The organism is Frankia sp. CcI49 (assembly GCF_001983215.1).
GTDB classification, from domain to species: Bacteria; Actinomycetota; Actinomycetes; order Frankiales; family Frankiaceae; genus Parafrankia; species Parafrankia irregularis.
The window spans coordinates 58630-81066 of the sequence record NZ_MOWP01000037.1; the positions used below are offsets into that span (position 1 = coordinate 58630).

Sequence of the window (22437 nt, forward strand, 5' to 3'; positions counted from 1 at the left end):
CAACCATGCCCAGCCGCAGGCGACTTCCGTCCACCACGGCCGGCCACCGCCGGGCCATCGATTTCAGCCGCTACACCCCCTGGGCCAACTCCGCATACGGACGAGTGCCGCAAACAGTGGGTCGCGGCGCCACCGTCCTGGTTCGTCCGGGAGGCTTGCACTAGTTCTGGTATCGGGTGTTCCGGTCCCGGAACGATCGGAACAGGGCGTTCGCGACGCCCCGTCACGAGTTCCGCCGCCGGCACGCGCCGGCCGGAATCGGGGAGAGACTAGATGACGACGGACTCGGGTTCGGTGGACTCCGGAGTGGCTCACGCAGGGGCCACGGACACGGCGGACGTCGGCACAGACGGGGCGGAGCGCCGTCCGGCACGGGTGACCGCCCGGACCACGGCCCGTGCCAGCTCCGACGCGCCACGGCCGGGCATCGGCGCCGATCACGCGGCGGGCCGCGGCGGAGCCGAGAGCCGCGGTCGCACCGAGAGCCACAGCAGCACCGGCACTGGCACCGGCACCGGCCGCCCTGGCCCGGACGTCGGTGACGCCGGTGACGGTGGCAGCGGCGACGCCGCCGCGGCTGACGCCGCTGACGCCGCTGACGCCGGTTACGCCGCTGACGCCAGGGCGCTGGACCTCGCCCGTCGTGAGCGCTACGCCGCACTGACCGACCGCTGCCACCGGCTCGTGCGCTTCCTGCACGAGGTGGCGGTCTCCCAGTCCGAGCAGATCGTCGACGTCGACGAGAACCCGCTGGTGATCTGGCTCGCCGGCCTGCCCTCCGGCCTGTCGCTGTTCGAGGCCGCCGGTGCCGGCGAGGTCCTGCTCGAGGCACCCGCCGCCGCGCTTCTTCCGCCCGCGCCACCGCTGCCCGAGATCCTCCGTGGCCGGGTCCGGCTGCCCGTCCGTGGCTCGGAGGCGTCCGCCGGCCGGTCGGAGCACGGGATCGTCCTGCACGGCCCCGTGCCCCCGGCCGACGTGGACCTGAGCGCGGCCCCGCTGCTCGTCTACGATCTGCCCGCCGTGAGCCCGGCGGAGCGGGCCGCGGCCCACCCCACCGACGATGCCGGCCACGGCGACGACCAGCCCGGCCGGGATGACGCGGCGGGCCCGGGTGACGCGCCATCGGGTGCCCTGAACGGTTCCTCGCCGACGTCCAACGGCGCCGCGCCGTCATCCAACGGCAGGGGACCTTCGCCCAACGGCACCGCCCCCTCCGCCGCCAACGGCACGGCGCCCTCCGCCAACGGCACCGGGCCAAGCTCGAACGGCCAGGGACCGACCTCGAACGGCTCGGGGCCGGCCTCCAAGGGCGGCTCGCCGACGTCCAACGGCCGTCGTTCCAACGGCACCCGGCCGCGCACCGGTGAGGTGACCGGCCCGCGGCAGCCGAGCACAGCCGGCGCCGCCGGCAACGGGCGCGCCGGCACCTCCGGCGAGCCGGCGACCACCTATCCGAGCGCCACGCCGGTTCCGGCGGACGTCGCGGCCGCGTTCGCGGAGTGGGCGCGGGCGTGGCAGGTGTGGAGCTCACGGGCGCGGGCCGACGCCGACCGACGCCACCTGCACACGACGCTGTACGGCGTCGCGCAGCGCCTGGCCCAGGAAGGCGACACCCTGGAGCTGGTGCTCGCCACCGGCCTGCTGACCTGGAAGCTGCCCCGCCCGGTCCGACGGCATCTGCTCGTCACCCGGCTCGTGGTCGAGACCGATCCGATGACGTCGGCCATCCGGCTGCGGGTGCCGGCGGGTACCTCCACCCGGCTGGAGGACAGCGCCTTCCTCGACCGGGTCCCGGCGTTCCGGCCGGAACGGACCAACGCGCTGCACGAGCGACTCCGCTCACGTGACGCGGCGCCGCTGGGCGCCGACGACGAGCGACTCCTGCGGGACTGGCTCACGCTCGCCGTCGACGGCCCGACCGAGGGCTACCGCCCGAACTGGCCACCGCCCGGCCCGGCCGGCCCCAGCGCCTCGCTCACCCTCGCGCCGGCGCTCATCCTGCGCTCCCGCGGGCATGCCGCGCTGCTCAACTACTACGAGCAGATGCTGGACGCGCTGCGCGGCGACGGCCTGCCGCCGCTGGGACTCGCCCAGCTGGTGGAAACCCTCGACACGTCCGAGCGCCTCGCCTGGCTCGCCACGGCGGAGGGCACCGAACCAGGCCGCCTGGCCCTCGCGCCCCGCCCCACGGGCACCCTCGCCGGCCCCACCGACTCCACCGGCTCCGGCTCCCCCGGCTCCAGCTCGTCCAGCTCCCCCGGCTCGCCGGATGCGTCCGATGCCGACGTTGCCGGGGACTGGCTCTCGCCGCTCCCGATCAGCCCGGAACAGACCCGGGTGATGCGCAGGCTGCGGCTGGACAACGGGGTCGTCGTCGAGGGCCCACCGGGCACCGGCAAGACCCACACCATCGCGAACCTGATCAGCGCGCTGCTCGCCGAAGGCCGCCGGGTCCTGGTGACCAGCCAGAAGGGCCAGGCCCTGCGGGTGCTGCAGGAGAAGCTCCCGCCCGAGCTTCGCCGGCTGTGCGTCTCGCTCACCGAGGACGCCGAGAGCGGTGCCGGCGAGCTCGCCACCAGCGTCAGCGCGCTGGCCGCCCAGAAGGCCGTCTACGACGCCGGATCCCAGGACGAGCGGATTCGGACGGCACGCCAGCGCCGGGATTCGGCGGTCTCCGAGCGGGAACGGATCGCCACCGCGGTGGCGGCACGGCGGGCGGCCGAGTGGCGCCGGCACGGCACGTACGAGGTCGGCGCCGGCTGGTCGGGCACCCGCGCCGAGATCGCCGCGCGGCTGCGCGACGAGGCCTCCGAACACGGATGGATTCCCGTTCCCGTCCCCGGGCCGGAGGGTGGTGGCTGGCCACGCCCGCCGCTCAACGACTCCGAAGCCGCCGAACTGTGGCGCCTGCTGACGACACCCGACCCCGTCTCCTCGGCGATGCGCGGCTTCGGTGGCCCCGGACAGCAGCACGGCGGGCCGGGCGACCCGTCCAGCGCGCCGACCACACCGCTGCGGATCACCATCGGGGGACGGCTCGTCCGGACCATTCCCGCCACCCTCCCAGCACCGCCCGCACCACCCGCGTTGCCCGCCGCGCCCGTGCCGGCGGACGGCCAGGCGCACCCCGCCCAGCCGGGACAGTCCGCGCGGCCAGGTCAACCCGCCCAGCCGGGCCATGGTGGCGGTGGCGCCGGGCCGGAACGTGCCTCGGACGCGGCTGGAGCAGGACGCCAGGGTGGTCCAAGTGCTTCAGCCGGGACGGGGGCACCGGCCGGTCAGGCTGGTCAGGCCGTCGGGGCGGAGTCCACGGGACCATCCGACCCGCCGACCGTTCCATCCCCGATCACCTCGGCGATCGCGCTGTCCGCACTGCGTGAGCAGCGGGCGTTCGGGCTGCCACCGGAGCTCGGCGAACTACCCACCCGCTCCGAGCTGACCGCGCTGGCCTACGCCGAGCAGGGTGCCCTGCACGCCGCCGAGACCGCCGAGCAGGCGCTGTCCCGCCAGGCGGCGGCCATGGTTCCCGTGCTGGCGCACGCGCTCGCCCTGGCCGGCGACGAGGCGGCCGACCGGCTGGCCGCCGCCGTCGACGGTGTGCTGCGCGCGGCGGAGATCATCGCCCGGCTCGCCGTCCGGCAGCCGTGGGCGGYGGACGCGCTCGCCGACGCCTTCGCCGGCCGGGCCGCGGTGCTGTGGACGAAGGTCGCCGCCGCCGCGCCCGCGATCGCGGAGGCGACCGCGGCGGTGGTCGAGCTCGGCCTGCACCAGGTGGAGCTCCCCCGCTACCCCGACGGCCGCGGGCCCGACGCGATCGCGCTGCTGTCCTCCGCCATCGCGCTGCGCGAGCACATGGACGCCGGCGGCACGCTGCGCCGGTTCTTCCGGTCGAAGGCGCAGAAGGACGCCCGGGTCCTGCTCGAGGAGACGAGCGTCGACGGGGTCCCGCCCCGCACCCCGGAGCTGCTGGACCTGGCGCTTTTCCGGCTGCGCGCGGAGGTCGCGCTCGACGCGGCGACCCGCGCCTGGTCCCTGCTCAGCGTCGCCCCGGACCCGTCCGCGGAGCTGGAGGTCCGGCTGGCCCGCCTCACCGAGGCGCAGGACGTGGCGCGGGCCATCGACGTCGCCGTGGCGGCCCGCGGCCGGCTGGCGGCGCTGCTCGACGCGCTCGGCGCGCACGGGATCCCGCTGGACTCCCCGACGGCGTGCTACGACGTGGGCGCGGCCGCGAACGCGTACCGGCTGCGGCAGGCCGCCACGGCCGCGGGCACCGGGCTGCGGGACCTCACCGCCGAGCTCGTCGCCGCCGCCGCCCAGCCGGATGCCGTCGACGAGCTGGCCCTGCTCGCCATGGCGGTCGAGGCCCGCGACCCGGCCGGCTATGTCGCGGCCCTGGAGGCCACGGCGGACGCGCTGAACGGCCGCGCCCGCGCCCGCCGCCGCGACGAGCTGCTCGGCCGGGTCCGGGAGGCACACCCCGTCCTGGCCGACCTGCTGCAGGCGGGACGTCTGTTCGCCGGCCAGGGCGCGGCCAGCCACGGGACGTCCGGCCAGGCAGGTCACACGGGTCAGGCAGGTCACACGGGTCAGGCAGGTCAGGCCGGTCAGGGCGCCACCGGCCCGGCGGCCCTCGGCGAGCTGTTCGAGTCCTTCGGCAAGGCGTGGTCGCACGCCGTCGCCGCGACCTGGCTCGCCCGCGTCCGCGCCACCGACCAGAGCGACCTGGACGCCGACCTCGACGCCGCCGACGAGCTGGTCGCCTCCGCGACCGCCGAGCTGGCCGGATCGCTGGCCTGGAAGCACTGCCTGGAACGGATGGGCACCGAGCAGTCGGCGGCCCTGCGCGCCTACGCCGACGCGATGGCCGCCGGCGGCCGTTTCACCGGCCGGCACGCCGAGCGCTACCGGCAGGCCGCCCGGGAGGCGATGCGGATCGCGCAGACCGCCGTCCCGGCCTGGGTGATGCCGATCAGCGAGGTGCTGTCGACCATCCCGGCGGTACGGGACAGCTTCGACGTGGTGATCGTCGACGAGGGAAGCCAGGCCGGCCTCGAAAGCCTCTTCCTGCTCTGGCTCGCACCGCGGGTGATCGTCGTCGGCGACGACCGGCAGTGCACGCCGCCGGACGCCTCCGCCGAGGAGCTCGAACCGGTCTTCAACCGGCTCGACACCCTGCTGCCGGACATCCCCAGCTGGCTGCGGGTCGGCTTCACCCCGCGGTCCAGCCTGTTCTCCCTGCTGCGGACCAGGTTCGGCGACGTCGTCCGGCTGCGCGAGCACTTCCGCTGCATGCCGGAGATCATCGAGTGGTCGTCGGCGATGTTCTACCGCGACGCACCGCTGATCCCGCTGCGGCAGTTCGGCGTCGACCGGCTCACCCCGCTGCGGGCCCAGTACGTCCCGCACGCCTACACCACCCCGACGGCGGACGGCCCGCGCAACCCCGTCGAGGCGGAGGCGCTGGTCACCCAGGTGCTGAAATGCGCCGAGGATCCGCGTTACCGGGGCCTGACCTTCGGCATCGTCGTACTGCAGGGCACCGCCCAGGCCGAGCTCATCCGCTCCGAGCTCGTCTCCCGGATGTCCGCCGCCGAGCAGCAGYGGCGCCGGCTGCGGGTCGGATCGCCGCCCGACTTCCAGGGCGACGAGCGGGACGTCATCTTCCTCTCCCTGGTCATCGCGCCCGGCACGTCGACCACCTCGCTGACCCGCCTGGAATACCAGCGCAGGTTCAACGTGGCCGCGTCCCGGGCCCGCGACCAGGTCTGGCTGTTCCACTCGGTCTCGGCCTCCGACCTGGAACCCGTCGACCTGCGGCACAGCTACCTCAGCTACGTGCTGGCACATTCGGGGTCGACGCCGACGGCCATCTCGGCGGCGCCGGTCGCCGCGTCCGAGGTCAGCCCGGTCCTGCCGCATCCGCGTTTCGACTCGCTGTTCGAGCAGCGGGTCTTCCTCGCCCTGGCCACCCGCGGCTACCACGTGACACCGCAGGTCGAGATCAACGGCCGCCGGTTCGACCTGGTCGTGTCCGGGGGGCGGGCCCGGCTCGCCGTCGAGTGCGACGGGGACACCACCCGTTCCACCGACGACGTCGAGCGCGACCTGACCCGTGAGCGGGAGCTGCGCCGGGTCGGCTGGCGGATCTGGCGGATTCGCCGGTCCGAGTTCGAGATCGACCCGGAGGCGGCGCTCGCCCCGCTGTGGCCCCGGCTCGCCGCCGCGGGAATCCTGCCGATCGCCACCCCGGCGCACCTGCCGGTGACGCCGAACCATCCCGACCCGGCGATGCACGTGACCCAGCTGCTGACCGCGCCCGAGTACGCGAGCCCGGTGCCCGCCGGCACCACCCTGCCCTCGGCCCCGGCACCGAGAGCCCTCCCACCGGGGGCTTCGGCGACGTCCATCGCGGCACCGTCCACTCCCACGACATCCACTCCCACGACGCCCGCCCCCGCGGCGTTCACTCCGGCGGCGCCCGCTCCCGCGGCGTTCACTCCGGCGGGGTCGACGGCCGCGGCGGCGGAGGCCCCGTCGGCGGCCACGGCCGGCTCGGTGCGGCCGGAGAGCGAGTCGAGGCCGGCGCCACGGCCCACCGGTGACACCACCGCACCCGGGCGGGATTCAGCTCCCGTGCGCCCCTCGGCCCTGCCGGTGCCGGAACCACGGGACGCGGGGAGGTCCACGGCGCGGGACCTGTTCCCGAGCACACCGGGCCTGCCGCGGCCGTCCGCGGGCGGCACGACCAGCTCCGGCACGACCGGCTCGGGCACGACCGGCTCCGGCGCTGCCGGCGCCTGGACGACATCCGGCGGCTCGCCCACCGGCTGGGCGTCCGTGGGGACGTCACCCAGCGGCTTCCCCGCCATGCACGACCTCCCCTCCGGGCCGGATCAGTGGTCGGAGGACGCTGTCTCGCCCGGCGCACCGGTCGTCCCGGACGCGAGCATCGCGGCGGTGCCGACCGGCGGGCAGACCGACGCCGGACCGGCGGCCTCCGCCACCGCGGCCGGTGGGGCGACCGGTGGCACGGCTGACACGGACGACCTCGCGTCCAGCCGTCCGTCGGCCGGCCACTCTCCCGCCGCATCCGACACCGCTGGTCCCGGTGTGGCCTCGGTGCACGCCGACCCGGACGAACGCCGCCAGCGTTGGCGTCCCATCCAGCTTTCCGAGCTGGAGGGCCTCGACGACGTTCCTCCGACGGCGCTCTGACCCCGGCGGTCCGGCAGACCCCCGACCGGGTGGTCTGCCGGACCGCCGGGCGCACGGCCACCCCCATCGGGGATTCCGCGCCGCCGGGCAGCACCAGCAATTCACCTTAAGAGGAACAAAAGGGGCGCAGGGCCACCTGGCGACCCGCAAGAAGTGAGGATTTTGGTCGTTGGCACGACCAAAATCGTTCACTCCTGCGACGCGCCAAACCGGGCAACCGGCTTCTCGGACCGGTGGCGGCCCTCAGCCGCGTAGCGCGTAGCCGCGTAGCCGCGTCCGTCCGATTGCCGACCTACGCCGAACTAGGTGGCCGGTTCGTCGGTCCCGGCCTGGCCGGCGGCGGTCACCGCCTCCTGGGTCGGCTCCGGCACGATGATCTGACGGTCAGCGCCGGGACGTCCCACCTCGGCTTCGGGCATCGACCCGGCTTCGGGTGTCGAGTCGGAGTCGGGCGTCGAGTCGGAGTCGGAGGCACCGACGATCCGGGCGAAGCCGCCGCGCGGCAGCCGTGACTTGACCGGTGCCGGCTCGTTGAAGTCCGAACGGCGGATCCGGCAGAAGCCGGTCCCGTGGCCGTCGGTCAGCCGGCCGATACCGAAGTCCGCCGCCGCCGCGAGGTAGGCGGCCGCGTCCGCGCGCTGCAGGCCGCCCCTGGTCTGCAGGAACCTCACCGCGGCCCGCGCCGCCCGGCGCACCGCCTCCCGCGGATCAGGGTCGAAGCCCGTGGTGATCCACAGCTCCTCGGTCTCGACGAACGGCTCACGCAGCGCGCCGAGCGCGGCGGTCGCCGCCGCGTCCCGCAGGGTGACCAGGCGCAGGGTGGCCCGCAGCGGACCCTCCAGCGCGGTCGCCCCGATCATCCCGTCGCCCACGGAATAGTGGGGGTCGCCAACCGCGAAAAGCGCCCCCGCCACCTGGACGGGCAGGTACAGATGCGCGCCGGGCCCGAGTTCCCGGCAGTCCAGCGCACCGCCGAAGGCACCGGTCGAGCGCGACGTGATCGCATCGTCCGTCACGTCGGCCGCGACAGCCATGATCCCCAGGCACGGGTTCAACGGAAAGCGGATGCGCCCTTGGCTCCCGCTCGGCATGGCCCCGAACAGCCGCCCCCGGCGGCGCTCCACCGCGCAGAAGGACGTCACCGTGCGATAGCCCTGCCAGCGCCGCGCGTCGGCGTCGAGGGCCGGTGCCGGCGTCTCCGGGAACTCCCCGGCGAGCAGGCCCGCGCCGTGCCGGGTGGAGATCACGCCATAACGGGCCCGCGGGTGCAGCGTGAGGATGTCGATCCGCAGCATGTCGCCGGGGATGGCGCCACGTACGTGGATCGGGCCCGTCACCACATCCGAGCCGTCTGTGCCGAACCGGTGTGGAACGCCGGACGCGGCGATGGCCCGCGCGTCCTCCAACACCTCCGAGGGGACGACCCCGAAACCCCCGAGAAAGGCATCGGGATCGCGGCCCTGGTCCTCGAGAATGCCTTCCTGGCTGACCGTGTCTATGGTGACGGTCGTGCCAGAGTCCACGCTGAGCACCGGTCGCGTCCGCGCGTTCGGGAGGGCACCCCAGCTGATCGTCTCCGGGGTGGACGGCAGATAGTGCCGGCCCTCGATCTTTCCTCGTCCCGGCTGCAGGGCCACTCGCGCCCTACCCGTGCCGACGCCCGGCGAGGCCGGGTCGGCGCCCTGTGCACACCCGCGGGAGCCCGGTCATCGCTCGCCGCCCGCATTGGGACGGACGCCGACGCGAGGCCCCACGGGCTCACGGACGACGCGCACGGCTATCGGACGAGCCGGCCGCCGACAACGGCGCTGAGGGTGATGCACGCGCGTCAGAGTCGCAGCGGAAGATGACGTCACGATGTCGTGGATGTTGCAGTCGGCGTCAATTACCTCGTTAACAGCGCCGAATCCCGACTGAATCCCGGCAGAACACCGACCCGCGCGGCAACCCCAGCCCGGACCGATAGCGTGGGCCGGGCCATGAGCACCAGCAGACCCGACACCGATGACACCGCGGATGTCCCCACAGCGGATGCGCCCGCACCCGACACGGCGGCACCGGGTACAACCGCCACGGCCACCGGCGACGGGTCCGGACCGACTGTCGCGGATCTCGGCGAGTTCGGGCTGATCCGGGCGATCACCCGACGCCTGCCGGCCGGCCCGGACGTCCTGCTCGGGCCCGGCGACGACGCCGCCGTGGTGGCCAGCGCCGACGGCCGGGTCGTCATCACGACCGACCTGCTCCTCGAAGGCCGGCATTTCCGGCGGGACTGGTCCTCCGCCTATGACGTGGGCCGCAAGGCCGCGGCACAGAACCTCTCCGACGTGGTCGCGATGGGTGCCCGGCCGACCGCCCTGGTCGTCGGCCTGGGTGCTCCGCGGAGCCTGCCGATCGCCTGGGCCGAGCAGTTCGCCGACGGCCTGCGCGACGAGTGCGAGCTGGTCGGCGCCTCGGTCGCCGGCGGCGACATCAGCTCGTCCGACACCATCGTGCTCGGGATCACCGCGCTCGGCGATCTGGCCGGCCGCGCACCGGTACGCCGGGACACCGCACGCGGCGGGGATCTCGTCGTCCTGGCCGGCCGGCTCGGCTGGGCCCAGGCCGGCCTCGCGCTGCTCCGCGCCACCACTGCCACCACTGCCACCACTGGTGCCGCCAGTGCCACCGCGACCGGCACCGCTGCTACCGCCACCGGCTCCACCGCTGCTACCGGCGGCACCGCGGCGGCACCCGCCGTGCGCCTGGACGATCCCGAATACGCCGAGCTGGTCGCCGCCCACCGGCGGCCGCAGCCGCCCTATCCACTCGGCCCGCAGCTGGCCGCGGCCGGCGCGCACGCCATGTGCGACGTGTCCGACGGCCTGCTCGCCGATCTCGGTCACATCGCGGCGGCCTCATCGGTGTGGGTCGACCTCGACACCGCCCTCATCCCGGTACCCGCTCGGATCAGCACCGCCGCCGCGGCACTGGGCGCGGATCCACTCGGCTGGGTGCTGACCGGCGGGGACGATCACGCACTGGTCGCCTGCGTCGCCCCCGGCACGGAGCTTCCGGCGGGCTGCACCGTGATCGGACGTGTCCTGAACGAGCGGCCGGCCGACGCCGGCACGCGCGACCACGGCGTCCTCGTCAACGGCCGGGACCAGCACGACCAGCCCGGCTGGGACCACTTCGCCTGATCCGAAGACCGCGGCGTCCTCCGGGGACTCAGTCCGCCCGGAACCGGGCGACCACCGGTTGGACGGTCACCCGCAAGGCCGTCTGGACCTCCTCGCATGCCCCCTCGGCCGAGACGACGGCGAACGACGAGGCCTCCGGCAGGGAGCGGTACGCCTCGTCGAAGGCGACGAGGTAGTCGAGCTCCTCATGGTCGCGCCCGCGCTGCTCCACCCGCCGCTGCGCAAGCCCAGCCGGGACGGACAGGTAGCACACCAGGTCAGGCGCAGGGAACCGGCGAAACGCGGCACGCACCCGGCGTTCGCCACGATCGCCGCGGGCACGCATGATCGCATACTGGCAGTAGGCGTAGCGGTCCATCACCGCTACCCGGCCGGTCAGCCAGGACAGCGCGAGCGCCCGGCTGACCGCCACCCAGCGCATGGAGGCCTCGATCACGACGTACGCGCGGCGGCCGAACAGCGCCGGCCCGTCGGTGCGGCCGAGCAGCCTCGCCAACGCATCCCAGATCGGGCGACCGCCGGCGTTCTCGAAGTAGCGGGCCGGCACACCCTGCCCGTTCAACCAGGCCGCGAGCCGTCTGGCCTGGGTCGTCTTACCCGACCCGTCCACCCCGAGCAGAGCGATGATCGGCCGGCGTCGCACCCGACAAGCGTAGATGTCCGGCCGTCACAGGATCCGTGGTGCCGGCGCGCACGACGCCAAAATCATCAGAACCCCGAAGCCCCGCCGACCGAGCCTCGGGCTTCCGCTGCCGCCGACTGCCACAAAGCAAGAACTGAGGATCCTGGCCGCCACACCAACCGAAACCCTCACTCCTTGCCGATCAGCAAGCGACTCTGTGCCACATTTCGCGTCAGTCGGCGGAATTACACCGACACTGTGGCGACGCCGGATCCCTGCTGGGTCACCACGCAGCGGGAAAGCGCAGACCGCCAGATCAATATCGGCGCCCCAGGGAGAGCCCCCTCAAAACGCAGGGACACACTCACACCCCCAACCTCGCCAGCCGTGGGGGGCTCGGGGGGGCTCGGGGGGGCTCGGCCCCACCGGCCAACATCCCACAACCCACCAGGGAGCCCGCAAAAACGGGCGAACACGCAAAACCAGGATTGTGGGTGCCGGCCCGCCAGGTCGCCTCACGGCGTGATGTCGCACGTAGCGACTCAATATGGGTCCGGGGGCCATGATACGGACCGGCACTGCTCATCCTAACGCGGCACTGCGCCCGCCTGTTCCCGTCCGTTACAACTGACGGGTGAGGACGAGGGTCCCGATGTCGTCGACGGTGCCCGTCCAGCCGGGGCGGAGCAGGCAGGTGGCCTCGGCGAACTCGACCACCGCCGGGCCCGCGACGACGTCGCCGGCGCCCAGCGCGGCCCGCGGGGCCACCTCGACGTCCCGCCACGCACCGTCCAGCCAGGCCTGCCGGCGTCCGCGTCGAGCGGTCGGGTCGGCGGGTGGGGCGACGGGGACGGGCCTCGGACCGCGCACGGTCACCACCAGGCGCACCGCGACCGTCTCGATCTCGCGCTCCGGGGCGATGTGCCCGTATCTGCGCAGATGCTCGGTTTCGAAGGCGGCACGCACGGCCTGGGCCATCGAGGCGGCGTCGACCGAGGCGTCCCCGGGCTCGTCCCCGGCAGCGTCCCCGGGCTCGGCGACGTCGATGGTCAGTTCGTGGGACTGGCCCGCGTACCGGCAGTCGACGCGCCGTTGGAGGACGGCCGGCGATCCCGCGGAGGCCTGCCCCGGCTCGGCGTCCGCGGCCGGTCCAGCATCTGCAGCAGCGGCCAGGTCGGCCTCCGCAGCCGCGGTCGCGGCCAGGTCGGCGAAGGCGCGGGCGAGATCGACCTCGCCGAGCCGGCCGATAAGCGGGCGGGCGTGGTCACGCCGGACGTCCCCGATCGCCAGCCCGAGCGCCGACAGCACCCCGGCGGCCAGCGGGACCAGCACCCGGGACATGCCGAGTTCATCGGCCAGCGCGCAGGCGTGCGTCCCACCGGCCCCGCCGAAGGCCACGAGGACCAGCTCACGCGGGTCGATGCCACGTTCGACGGAGACGACCCACAGCGCCCGGGTCATCTCCGCGTCGGCGACGGCCACCACCCCGGCGGCGGCCTGTGCCGGGGTGAGGCCCAGCTCGGCACCGAGCCCGCTCAGCGCCGCCTCGGCCGCCGCCCGGGAGAGCGTGACCTCGCCGCCGAGCCCGGCACCGTCGGCCAGGTAGCCCAGGTAGAGGTCGGCGTCGGTGACCGTCGGCAGGGTGCCGCCGCGCCCGTAGCAGGCCGGGCCGGGGTCGGCTCCGGCCGAACGTGGGCCGACCCGCAGGGCGCCACCGGCGTCCGCCCAGGCGATCGAGCCGCCGCCCGCGCTGACCGAGTGGACGTCCACCGTTGGCAGCATGATCGGCACCCCGGCGAGCACCGACTCGGACGTGGTGAGCGCCCGCCCGCCGAGCACGGGCGCGACATCGGTGGACGTCCCGCCCATGTCAAAGGTGAGCAGGTCACGGACCCCGGACAGGCCGGCGACGTAGGCGGCGCCGACGACGCCCCCGGCCGGGCCGGACAGCACACAGCGGGCGGCGTGCCCGGCCGCCTCGGCGAGCTCGGTGACACCGCCCGACGACTGCATGATCATCGGGACGGTGAGCGACCGCCGCGCGCACCGGTGCTCCAGGCGCCGCAGATAGGTGGAGAGTCCGGGGGTCAGATAGGCGTCGGCGACAGCGGTGGTGAAGCGCTCGTATTCGCGGAACACCGGCAGCACCTCGCTGGAGGCGACCACCGTGACGCCCGGCAGCCGCCGCCGCAGCGCCGTGGCGACGGCCTGCTCATGGGCCGGGAAGGCGAAGGAGAACAGCAGGCAGACGGCGACGGCCGCGAGGTCGGGGACGGCCGCCACCTCCTCGACGACCCGGGCGACGTCGTCGTCGCGCAGCGGCTCGATCACCCCGGTCGGCCCGCACCGCTCGGCGACGGTGAAGCGCAGCTCGCGCGGGACGAGGCTGGGCGGGCGGTCCCTGGTCAGGTCGTAGAGGGACGGCCTGTTCTGCCGGCCGATCTCGATCACGTCCCGGAAGCCCCGGGTGGTCACCAGCGCGGTGCGGGCCCCGGCGCGTTCCAGCAGCGTGTTGGTGGCCACCGTGGTCCCGTGGGCGAAGGTGCCGACCTGTGCCGGGGCGAGGCCGGCCGCGGCCACCGCGGCCAGCACCGCGTCGGACGGGTCGGTGGGAACGGAGGGAACCTTGGCGAACCGCACCCCACCGTCCGGATCCACCGCCACCAGGTCGGTGAAGGTGCCGCCGACATCCACTCCGAGCCGGACCCGCTCGCCGGACGGCTCCTGCTGATCGGGCACTCGGCCTCCTGCTTCCCTGACTTCCGACGGCGTCCCTGACATGCTGGCGCCCTGGCCGGCCGGTGGCAGCACCGGCCACCCAGAGCACTGATTACCCAGAGCAACAACGCGAAGCGGTACCGGGCGGCCGGTAAGGCTGAGCCGGCACCAGGTACGAAACCACCTGTTGGGTCTTAATGTGACCTCACGCGCAGCGCCGTAGGCCGGCGGGGAATCGCGTGGACAACCCGTCTTTGCCAGCGGCACAGGCGAGATCACCATCGGGCCGAGCGAGTGGATCGTGGCGCCGGCAGGAGGCGATCAGCCCTGACACAACGGGACGAATGTGACGCGACGCCGGGGAGGGCAGCTTCGGGGTGTCCGTCCACAACGGGTAACCTGAGCAGACGGTAGCGAAGGGCCTGCGAACAGGCTGAGATGTACACCGTGGATAGAGGCGATTGGCTCCGTGACAGCACCGACGGTACCCGCGTCAGAACCTGACTTCGGCCCTAACGAGTGGCTGGTCTTCGAGATCTACCAGCAGTATCTCGAGGACCCGGAGAGCGTCTCCCCCGAATGGCGCGAGTTCCTCTCCGACTACCGCCCCGCGAACCCGGCTGCCGGGAACGCGCAGGCGAGCGGTGCCACCGCCCCCAGTCCCGCGTCAACGCCGACGCCTTCGACCCCCTCCGCTCCGGCTGCCACCGCGAGCGTGGCACCGGTCCCGGCCCTGGCGCCAGCGGTCCCGGCGGCTCCCGCGCCGGCGGCACCGGCCGCGGCGCCTGCCGCCGCGAGCACGGATGCGGTCGCGAAGCCGGCTTCCGCGCCGGCCAAGCCCGCGACCCCGGTCGCGGCCGGGGAGCGCACCCCGTTGCGCGGCGCGTCCGCCCGGGTGGTCTCCAACATGGAGACCTCGCTGCACGTCCCGACCGCGACGTCCGTGCGTGCGGTGCCGGCGAAGCTGCTGGCCGACAACCGCATCGTCATCAACCGGCACCTCGCGCGGTCCAGCGGCGGGAAGATCTCCTTCACCCATGTGATCGGCTACGCCATGGTGAAGGCCCTGATCGACCACCCGGCGATGAACGCGTCCTACGCCGAGATCGACGGCAAGCCGACGCTCGTCCAGCCGGAGCACATCAACCTCGGCCTCGCGATCGACCTGGTCACGCCCAAGGGGCGCCAGCTCGTCGTCGCCGCGGTGAAGAAGGCCGAGACCCTCGACTTCAGCCAGTTCTGGCTGGCGTATGAGGACCTCGTCCGCCGGGCCCGCACGAACAAGCTGACCATGGACGACTTCACCGGCGTCACGATCAGCCTGACCAACCCCGGCGGCATCGGGACGGTGCACTCCGTCCCGCGCCTCATGGAGGGCCAGGGCACGATCATCGGCGTCGGTGCCATGGAGTACCCGGCCGAGTTCCAGGGCGCCTCCGAGCAGACCCTGACGAAGCTCGCGATCTCCAAGATCATGACGCTGACCAGCACCTACGACCACCGGATCATCCAGGGCGCGCAGTCCGGCGAGTACCTGCGGCGCATCCACGAGCTGCTGCTGGGCGCCGACGGGTTCTACGACGAGATCTTCGCGTCGCTGCGGGYCCCCTACGTGCCGATCCGCTGGCTGCCCGACATCTCCGCCCACCACGAGGGCGACCTCGACCACGGCGCCCGGGTGATGGAGCTCATCCACGCCTACCGGGTGYGTGGTCACCTGATGGCCGACACGAACCCGCTCGAGTTCGCCATCCGCAGCCACCCCGACCTGGACATCATCGGCCACGGCCTGACCCTGTGGGACCTCGACCGCGAGTTCGCGGTGGGTGGCTTCGCCGGGCAGCGCACGATGCGGCTGCGGGACATCCTCGGCGTCCTGCGTGACTCCTACTGCCGTCGGGTCGGCATCGAGTACATGCACATCCAGGAGCCGGAGGAGCGCACCTGGATCCAGGCCCGCGTCGAGCGCTCCGCGGAGCGGCCCGACCCGGCCGAGCAGCTGTACGTCCTGGAGCGCCTCGGCGCCGCCGAGGCCTTCGAGTCGTTCCTGCAGACCAAGTACGTCGGCCAGCGCCGGTTCTCGCTCGAGGGCGCCGAGTCGACGATCCCGCTGCTGGACGAGATCCTCGGCCGGGCGGCGGAGGCCACGCTCGACGAGGTCGTCATCGGCATGGCGCACCGCGGGCGGCTCAACGTGCTCGCGAACATCGTCGGCAAGTCGTACCGGCAGATCTTCGACGAGTTCGAGGGCTACGTCGACCCGCAGACCGCGCACGGCTCGGGTGACGTCAAGTACCACCTGGGTGCCGACGGCGTCTACACCGACCAGGAGGGGCGCACCGTCCCCGTCTCGGTGGTCGCCAACCCGTCGCACCTCGAGGCCGTCGACGGCGTCCTCGAAGGTGTCGCCCGGGCGAAGCAGGACGTCCTGGACAAGGGCTTCGAAGGCTTCACGGTGCTGCCGGTGCTGATCCACGGTGACGCCGCGTTCGCCGGCCAGGGTGTGGTCGCCGAGACGCTGAACCTCTCCCAGCTGCGCGGCTACCGCACCGGTGGCACCGTGCACGTGGTCATCAACAACCAGGTCGGCTTCACCACCTCACCGACGTCCAGCCGCTCCTCGGTCTACGCGACCGACGTGGCGCGCATGGTGCAGGCGCCGATCTTCCACGTCAACGGGGACGACCCGGAGGCGTGCGTCCGGGTGGCGGCGCTGGCGTTCGCCTACCGGCAGGAGTTCAACAAGGACGTCGTCATCGACCTGGTCTGCTACCGCCGGCGGGGTCACAACGAGATGGACGAGCCGTCCTTCACCCAGCCGCTGATGTACGACACGATCGCTTCCAAGCGGTCGGTGCGCAAGGTCTACACCGAGGCCCTGATCGGCCGTGGGGACATCACCCGCGACGAGGCCGAGCTGGCGATGAAGAGCTACCGGGCCGAGCTGGAGAAGGCGTTCGCCGAGACCAGGGAGACCACGACCCGGCCCACGCCGCAGCCGCGGATCGTCACCACCCCGGCCGAGGCCGCCGCAGCCGCCGCGGTCACCACCGCGGTGCCGCTGGAGATCGTCAAGAAGATCGTCGACACCCAGGTCAACCTGCCGGACGGCTTCGTGATGCACCCGCGCCTGCGGCCGCAGATCGAACRCCGCCCGCAGATGGTCGAGACCGGGGCCATCGACTGGGCGCTCGCCGAGATGATCGCGTTCGGCAGCCTGCTGCTGGGCGGCACCTCGGTGCGGCTCACCGGCCAGGACAGCCGCCGCGGCACCTTCGGCCAGCGGCACTCCGTGCTGGTCGACCGCTACACCGCGGAGGACCACACGCCGCTGCGCACCCTGCGCAACGACGACGGCTCCCGGGTCGGCACCTTCTACACCTACGACTCGCTGCTCTCCGAGTTCGCCGCGATGGGCTTCGAGTACGGCTACTCGGTGGCCCGGGACGACACCCTGGTGCTGTGGGAGGCGCAGTTCGGCGACTTCGCCAACGGCGCACAGTCGATCATCGACGAGTTCATCTCGGCCGGTGAGGCGAAGTGGGGCCAGCGTTCCTCGCTGACCCTGCTGCTGCCGCACGGGTACGAGGGCCAGGGGCCGGACCACTCCTCGGCCCGTATCGAGCGGTTCCTCTCGCTGTGCGCCGACGGCAACATGACCGTCTCCGCCCCGTCCAGCCCGGCCAGCTACTTCCACCTGCTGCGCCGGCAGGCGCTGTCACCGGTGCGCCGGCCGCTGATCGTCTTCACGCCGAAGTCGATGCTGCGGCTGAAGGCCGCCGCCTGCACCGTCGAGGAGCTCACCGGCGGCGCCTGGCAGCCGATCATCGACGACGCCTCGGTCAGCGACCCGGCCAGCGTGCGGCGGGTGCTGCTGTCGGCCGGCAAGGTCTACTACGACCTCGCCGCCGCCAAGGAGAAGCGCAACGACGCCCAGCGCTTCGCCCTGCTGCGCGTCGAGCAGCTCTACCCGACCCCCGGGCCGGAGCTCGCCGCGCTGCTGAGCCGGTACCCGAACCTGACCGACCTCGTCTGGGTCCAGGAGGAGCCGGCGAACCAGGGCGCCTACCCGCACATGGCGCTGAACCTGCCCGAGTCGCTGCCCGAGGGCCTGCGGCTGCGGCGGGTCTCGCGGCGGGCCTCGGCCGCCCCGGCCTCCGGCTCGTCCCGGGTGCACGAGCGGGAGCAGGCAGCTCTCGTCGAGGCGGCCTTCAGCGACTGACGCCTGACCGTGCCACTGCGGCCGCCTGGCGCCAGGCGGCCGCAGTGCACGATCGGCGCGGCTCCGACCCGCCAGCCTGCTGCGGGCCGCAGCACCTGAGCTGGTCCGCAGTAGGCGACCGGGCGGCTACATAGCAGCAAGCGTACGCACAGCGACGCATAGCAGGACACGCGACGACAGCGGCCCAAGCCGGCGGTGGGCCGGGCCCTGACTGCCACGGGCCCGGCCCACCGCCGGATCTCGTTTCGCGACCTTGCACGCCTGCGCGACTCGTACGACCCGATACCGTCCAGGCATGTACTTCACCGACCGTGGCATCGAGGAGCTCGCCAACCGGCGCGGCGAGGAGTCGGTGTCCTTCGAATGGCTCGCCGACGCGCTGCGCACCTTCGTCGACCTGCACCCACAGTTCGAGGACGCCGTCGAACAGCTCGCGACCTGGCTCGCCCGGCCCGACGACGACCCCGACCTCTAGCGCCGCACCCGCGCAACGCCCGCCGCACCGCTCCCCGGAGAACCCGGCCTTAGACGGTGAGGACGAGCTTGCCGAACACCTCACCCTGGGCGAGACGTTCGAACGAGGCTCGCGCGTCCGCGAGCGGGCGGACGTCGTCGACCAGCGGGCGGGTGCCGGTTCGGTCCAGGAGGCTCACCAGGTCGGCCAGCTCACCGCGGGTGCCCATCGTCGAGCCGACGACCGAGAGCTGGAGAAAGAAGATCCGGTTCAGCTCCGCCGGCGGGTTCGGCCCGCTGGTCGCCCCGGAGCAGACGATCCGGCCGCCCGGGCGCAGCGAACGCACCGAATGCGACCAGGTGGCGGCACCGACCGTCTCGATCACCGCGTCGACGCGGGCCGGCAGGCGCTCCCCCGTCGCGACCGCGAGGTCGGCGCCCAGATCGAGCGCACGACGACGCTTCGCCTCGTCCCGCGAGGTGACGAAGACGGTGTGCCCGACCGCCTTACCGATCATCAGGGCCGCCGTCGCCACCCCGCCGCCGGCCCCCTGGACCAGCATCGTGCCACCGCCGCTCGCGGGCAGGCCCGAGCGGCTGACCACCATGCGGTAGGCGGTCAGCCAGGCGGTCGGCAGGCAGGCCGCCTCCTCCCACGACAGCGACGCCGGTTTCGGCACGAGATTCGCCCGTGGGACGGCCACCTGCTCGGCCAGTGTTCCCGGATGCAGCTCGGAAAGCAGCGTCCGGGACGGGTCCAGGGTCTCGTCGCCACCGCCCCGGGCCGGGTCGCCGATGACCGCGTGGACGATGACGTCCGCACCGTCGGCGCTGACCCCGGCGGCATCGCAGCCCAGGATCATCGGCAGCCGCTCGGCGGGCAGGCCCACACCGCGCAGGCTGAAAAGATCGTGATGGTTGAGCGCGGCGGCCCGCACCGAGACCGTGGTCCAGCCCTCCGGGACCACCGGCGCGGGCTGATCACCGACGCGCAGGCCTGAGAGCGGGTCGTCCGGGTTGATCGCGACTGCGGCAGCGGCAAGCACGAGCCCGACCCTATTGCGCCGGTGACGCCTGGCGCTCGGACGCTCCGTGCCCTCTCGGTGCCTCGGAGTTCGTCCGGGTTCGGGTGGCTTCAACCCGCACCCGACGAGCCTCTGCGCAGCCCGGCGGCCTGTGACCGCACGATCCAAAGGCCCCGGCCGTCGCGCCGACCCCGCGGATGTGTTGAACTCAGTCCCGTGGCAACACAGGGAGGAACGCCGGCTGCGGTCGGCCGTGACGGGGGCGGTCGCCGATTCGGCTGGCGTCGGCATCGGCCGGTGCCGGCCCCCGAGCCGCCGATGACGCTCGCGACCGACGGCGACCCGATCATCATCGTCCCGTCGGCGGATTTTGTGTGCTGCTCCTACAAGGGCTGCGGCGCGCTGCGTCCGCTGGCCGAGGTGAACGAGAACCGGCCCTGTCTGGGCTGCGGCCGGGTCTGACCGTTCCAGGCAGGGTCGCGGGCCCGTCTCGGCTGGGCCTGTGGGCCGGCCAGCGGCCCCGCCAGGAGCCCGCCGAACAGGCGCCGCCCCGGCAGGAGCCTGCGAGCAGGCGCCCTGACAGGGGCCTGGGAGCTGGCCGGAGACGACGATGGCCGCCGAGGGTGGGAAACCCTCGGCGGCCATCCTCAGGCGCGCCTGATCAGCGGCGCGCGACTCCGTCGGCACGGGCCGCTTCGGCCACCGCCGCCGAGACGGCGGGGGCGACCCGCGCGTCGAAGACGCTCGGGATGATGTTGTCCTCGCTGAGCTCGTCCGCGATCACGTCGGCGAGCGCCCGGGCGGCCGCCAGCTTCATGCCCTCGGTGACCCGGCTCGCGCGGACATCCAGCGCACCGCGGAACACACCGGGGAACGCCAGGACGTTGTTGATCTGGTTGGGGTAGTCGCTGCGACCGGTCGCGACGATGCGGGCGTACTTGTGCGCGACCTCGGGGTCGATCTCGGGGTCGGGGTTCGCCATCGCGAAGATGATCGCCTCCGGCGCCATCGTCGCCACGACCTCCTCGGGCACCTTGCCGGCGGAGAGGCCGAGGTAGACGTCCGCGCCGGCGAGGGCCTCGTTGATCGAGCCCTGCTTGCCGGCCTTGTTCGTGTCCGCGGCGAGCGCGGCCTTGATCGGCGTCAGGCCATCGCGGCCGGCGTAGATCATGCCGCGGCTGTCGCCGACGGCGATGTCACCGATCCCTGCCGCGAGCAGGATGCGGGTCACGGCGATCCCGGCGGCGCCCGCCCCCGACACCACGGCCCGCAGGTCCGAGAGGTTCCGGCCGGTGAGCCGCGCGGCGTTCTCCAGCGCGGCGAGCGCCACGATCGCGGTGCCGTGCTGGTCGTCATGGAAGACGGGGATGTCGACACGCTCCTGGAGCAGCGCCTCGATCTCGAAGCAGCGCGGCGCCGAGATGTCCTCCAGGTTGACACCGCCGAAGCCCGGGGCGAGCCTCGCGACGGTGGCGACGATCTCCTCGACGTCGGTGCAGTCGAGGCAGATCGGCACCGCGTCCACGCCGCCGAAGTGCTTGAACAGCGCGGCCTTGCCCTCCATGACCGGCAGCGCCGCGGCAGGCCCGATGTCGCCGAGGCCGAGCACCGCGGTTCCGTCGGTCACAACGGCGACCGTGTTGGCGCGCCAGGTGTAATCGTCAGCCAGTGCCGGCGCCTCGGCGATCGCCATGCACACCCTGGCCACGCCCGGCGTGTAGGCGAGGGAGAGGTCTTCACGGTTGTTCAGCGGCGCGGTCAGGCCGATCCCGATCTTTCCGCCACGGTGCAGCGCGAAGGCGGGATCGTCGTCGGAGGGGCGCGGGCTCGGCCCGTCGAAGCCCGGCGACACTGCCGGCGACTGCGGCGAGGCCGCGCCCTGGACCGGGGCGGCGATGGACTGGTCGAGGGTCGTGTGGTCGGTCGTTGCGGTCACGAAAGGGGCTCCTCGGACAAGCCACGGCGGTACCGTCCGGCGAACGGTGTCACTGCCCGGACGTGGCTAGGACGTTCCCGGGACCCCGGCGAAGATCACGCGTTCGCGGGGCGGCGGGCCTTGCGCTGTCGCCTCGGCGTGTGAGGCGGCTGGTTGTGCCACATGTCTGCGGCGGGGGTGGCCCGGCGCAGCTTCCAATATGGCACGTGCAGCGCCCCGAGCCCGGCTGTCTGGTTCGCCACTGACCGGCCGCGGATGTCTCCTGCGCGAAACCGACAGACGGGAACCGAGGCCACCGACGTAGCGTGCTCGTGACATGACTGTGCTTGTAGGCGTCTCGGGCGGCCCGCGACACCGTCGCGCGCCGCGGCGACAGGCCGCCCGGCGGCGGTACCTGTCGCCCATCCGACTCGATTCGGGCCGGTCACGAGCGTCACAACCGCCACCGGTCCGGCACACCCGGCGCGGTGGCGGCGCCGCCGCCGGCCTTCGCGGCGCCGCCGCGAGCATCGTCCGGCGGGCCGGGGAACACGTCGTCTGATCACGATGGAACCGTGAGACGGACATCACGGCGCAGGTCACGAATCACCTCATGCCCTGAACCAATCGCGATGTCCGGAACCATGTCCGGAACCAGCCTCGATGCCCAGATGCAGCGGCGATGCCCGGAACCGGTCGTGGCTGCGCCCGCGCCGGGTTCCGGAGGCCGCTCCGCCGGGTTCCGGAGGCCGCTCCGCCGGGTCCCGGAGGCCACCGCACCAGATTCCGGAGGCCACCACACCGGGCCCGGCAACCGACCGGGTCGCCGGGAGAGACCGCGCCGCGGCCGCGCGCCTTCCCCGCCGCCAGGCCTCCCGGCACCCATGTCATCCGGGTTTCCCAATCGGGCCGAAAGCCCGGGCGCATCGGCGGGGCTGATTCCGGTGCGTTTCCTGCTTGTTTCCCGTCGAGATCAGCCCAATGATCACGGGTTCGCGACACACGCAGCACAGATGAATCGTGAGACGATTCACGCCCGCACAAATGTTGTTCGTCCGTGGATTGGTGGAGTGCGGGAGGCGACA

At 73.3% G+C, this 22437-nt stretch carries 10 protein-coding genes; 5 read left to right on the top strand and 5 right to left on the bottom strand.

The features are described 5' to 3' along the window. The first annotated feature begins 273 nt into the window (after positions 1–273). The gene (locus tag CcI49_RS32185) at positions 274–7215 is read left to right on the top strand and encodes an AAA domain-containing protein (protein WP_076832977.1); all 6942 of its coding nucleotides are present in this window, start codon (positions 274–276) and stop codon (positions 7213–7215) included. A 302-nt stretch (positions 7216–7517) separates the two neighbouring features. Here the strand turns inward: CcI49_RS32185 and CcI49_RS32190 are convergent, their stop codons facing one another. After that, entirely contained in the window at positions 7518–8852 is a 1335-nt protein-coding gene (locus tag CcI49_RS32190; protein ID WP_076832980.1) for an acetamidase/formamidase family protein, read from the bottom strand. Positions 8853–9194: 342 nt separating this feature from the next. Between CcI49_RS32190 and CcI49_RS32195 the strand changes: the two genes are divergently transcribed. Continuing rightward, a complete protein-coding gene (locus CcI49_RS32195) occupies positions 9195–10397 on the top strand; it encodes a thiamine-phosphate kinase (protein WP_076832983.1) in 1203 nt (400 codons plus the stop codon). Positions 10398–10425: 28 nt separating this feature from the next. On the opposite strand, the gene CcI49_RS32200 is transcribed toward CcI49_RS32195, so the two are convergent. Then, the gene (locus CcI49_RS32200) at positions 10426–11040 is read right to left on the bottom strand and encodes a thymidylate kinase (RefSeq protein ID WP_076832986.1); all 615 of its coding nucleotides are present in this window, start codon (positions 11038–11040) and stop codon (positions 10426–10428) included. A 600-nt stretch (positions 11041–11640) separates the two neighbouring features. Beyond that, positions 11641–13758, bottom strand: a complete 2118-nt coding sequence (locus CcI49_RS32205) for a hydantoinase/oxoprolinase family protein (protein ID WP_083749851.1) — start codon at positions 13756–13758, stop codon at positions 11641–11643. 448 nt (positions 13759–14206) lie between these two features. Between CcI49_RS32205 and CcI49_RS32210 the strand changes: the two genes are divergently transcribed. After that, positions 14207–17959 (top strand): multifunctional oxoglutarate decarboxylase/oxoglutarate dehydrogenase thiamine pyrophosphate-binding subunit/dihydrolipoyllysine-residue succinyltransferase subunit, encoded by a 3753-nt coding sequence (locus CcI49_RS32210; protein ID WP_076832989.1) that lies wholly within the window; start codon positions 14207–14209, stop codon positions 17957–17959. A 295-nt stretch (positions 17960–18254) separates the two neighbouring features. Further along, complete coding sequence (locus tag CcI49_RS32215) at positions 18255–18434, top strand: DUF6104 family protein (RefSeq protein ID WP_054565114.1); 180 nt, start codon at positions 18255–18257, stop codon at positions 18432–18434. 49 nt (positions 18435–18483) lie between these two features. Here the strand turns inward: CcI49_RS32215 and CcI49_RS32220 are convergent, their stop codons facing one another. Further along, positions 18484–19458: a zinc-binding dehydrogenase gene (locus tag CcI49_RS32220; protein WP_076832992.1), complete on the bottom strand. Its 975-nt coding sequence runs from the start codon at positions 19456–19458 to the stop codon at positions 18484–18486. A 297-nt stretch (positions 19459–19755) separates the two neighbouring features. On the opposite strand from CcI49_RS32220, the gene CcI49_RS42825 reads away from it, so the two are divergent. Beyond that, positions 19756–19899 carry a hypothetical protein gene (locus CcI49_RS42825; protein WP_193209816.1) on the top strand — a complete coding sequence of 48 codons (144 nt, stop codon included), beginning with the start codon at positions 19756–19758 and terminating at the stop codon, positions 19897–19899. 199 nt (positions 19900–20098) lie between these two features. On the opposite strand, the gene CcI49_RS32230 is transcribed toward CcI49_RS42825, so the two are convergent. Further along, positions 20099–21373 carry an NADP-dependent malic enzyme gene (locus tag CcI49_RS32230; RefSeq protein WP_054565117.1) on the bottom strand — a complete coding sequence of 425 codons (1275 nt, stop codon included), beginning with the start codon at positions 21371–21373 and terminating at the stop codon, positions 20099–20101. Positions 21374–22437 lie beyond the last annotated feature (1064 nt).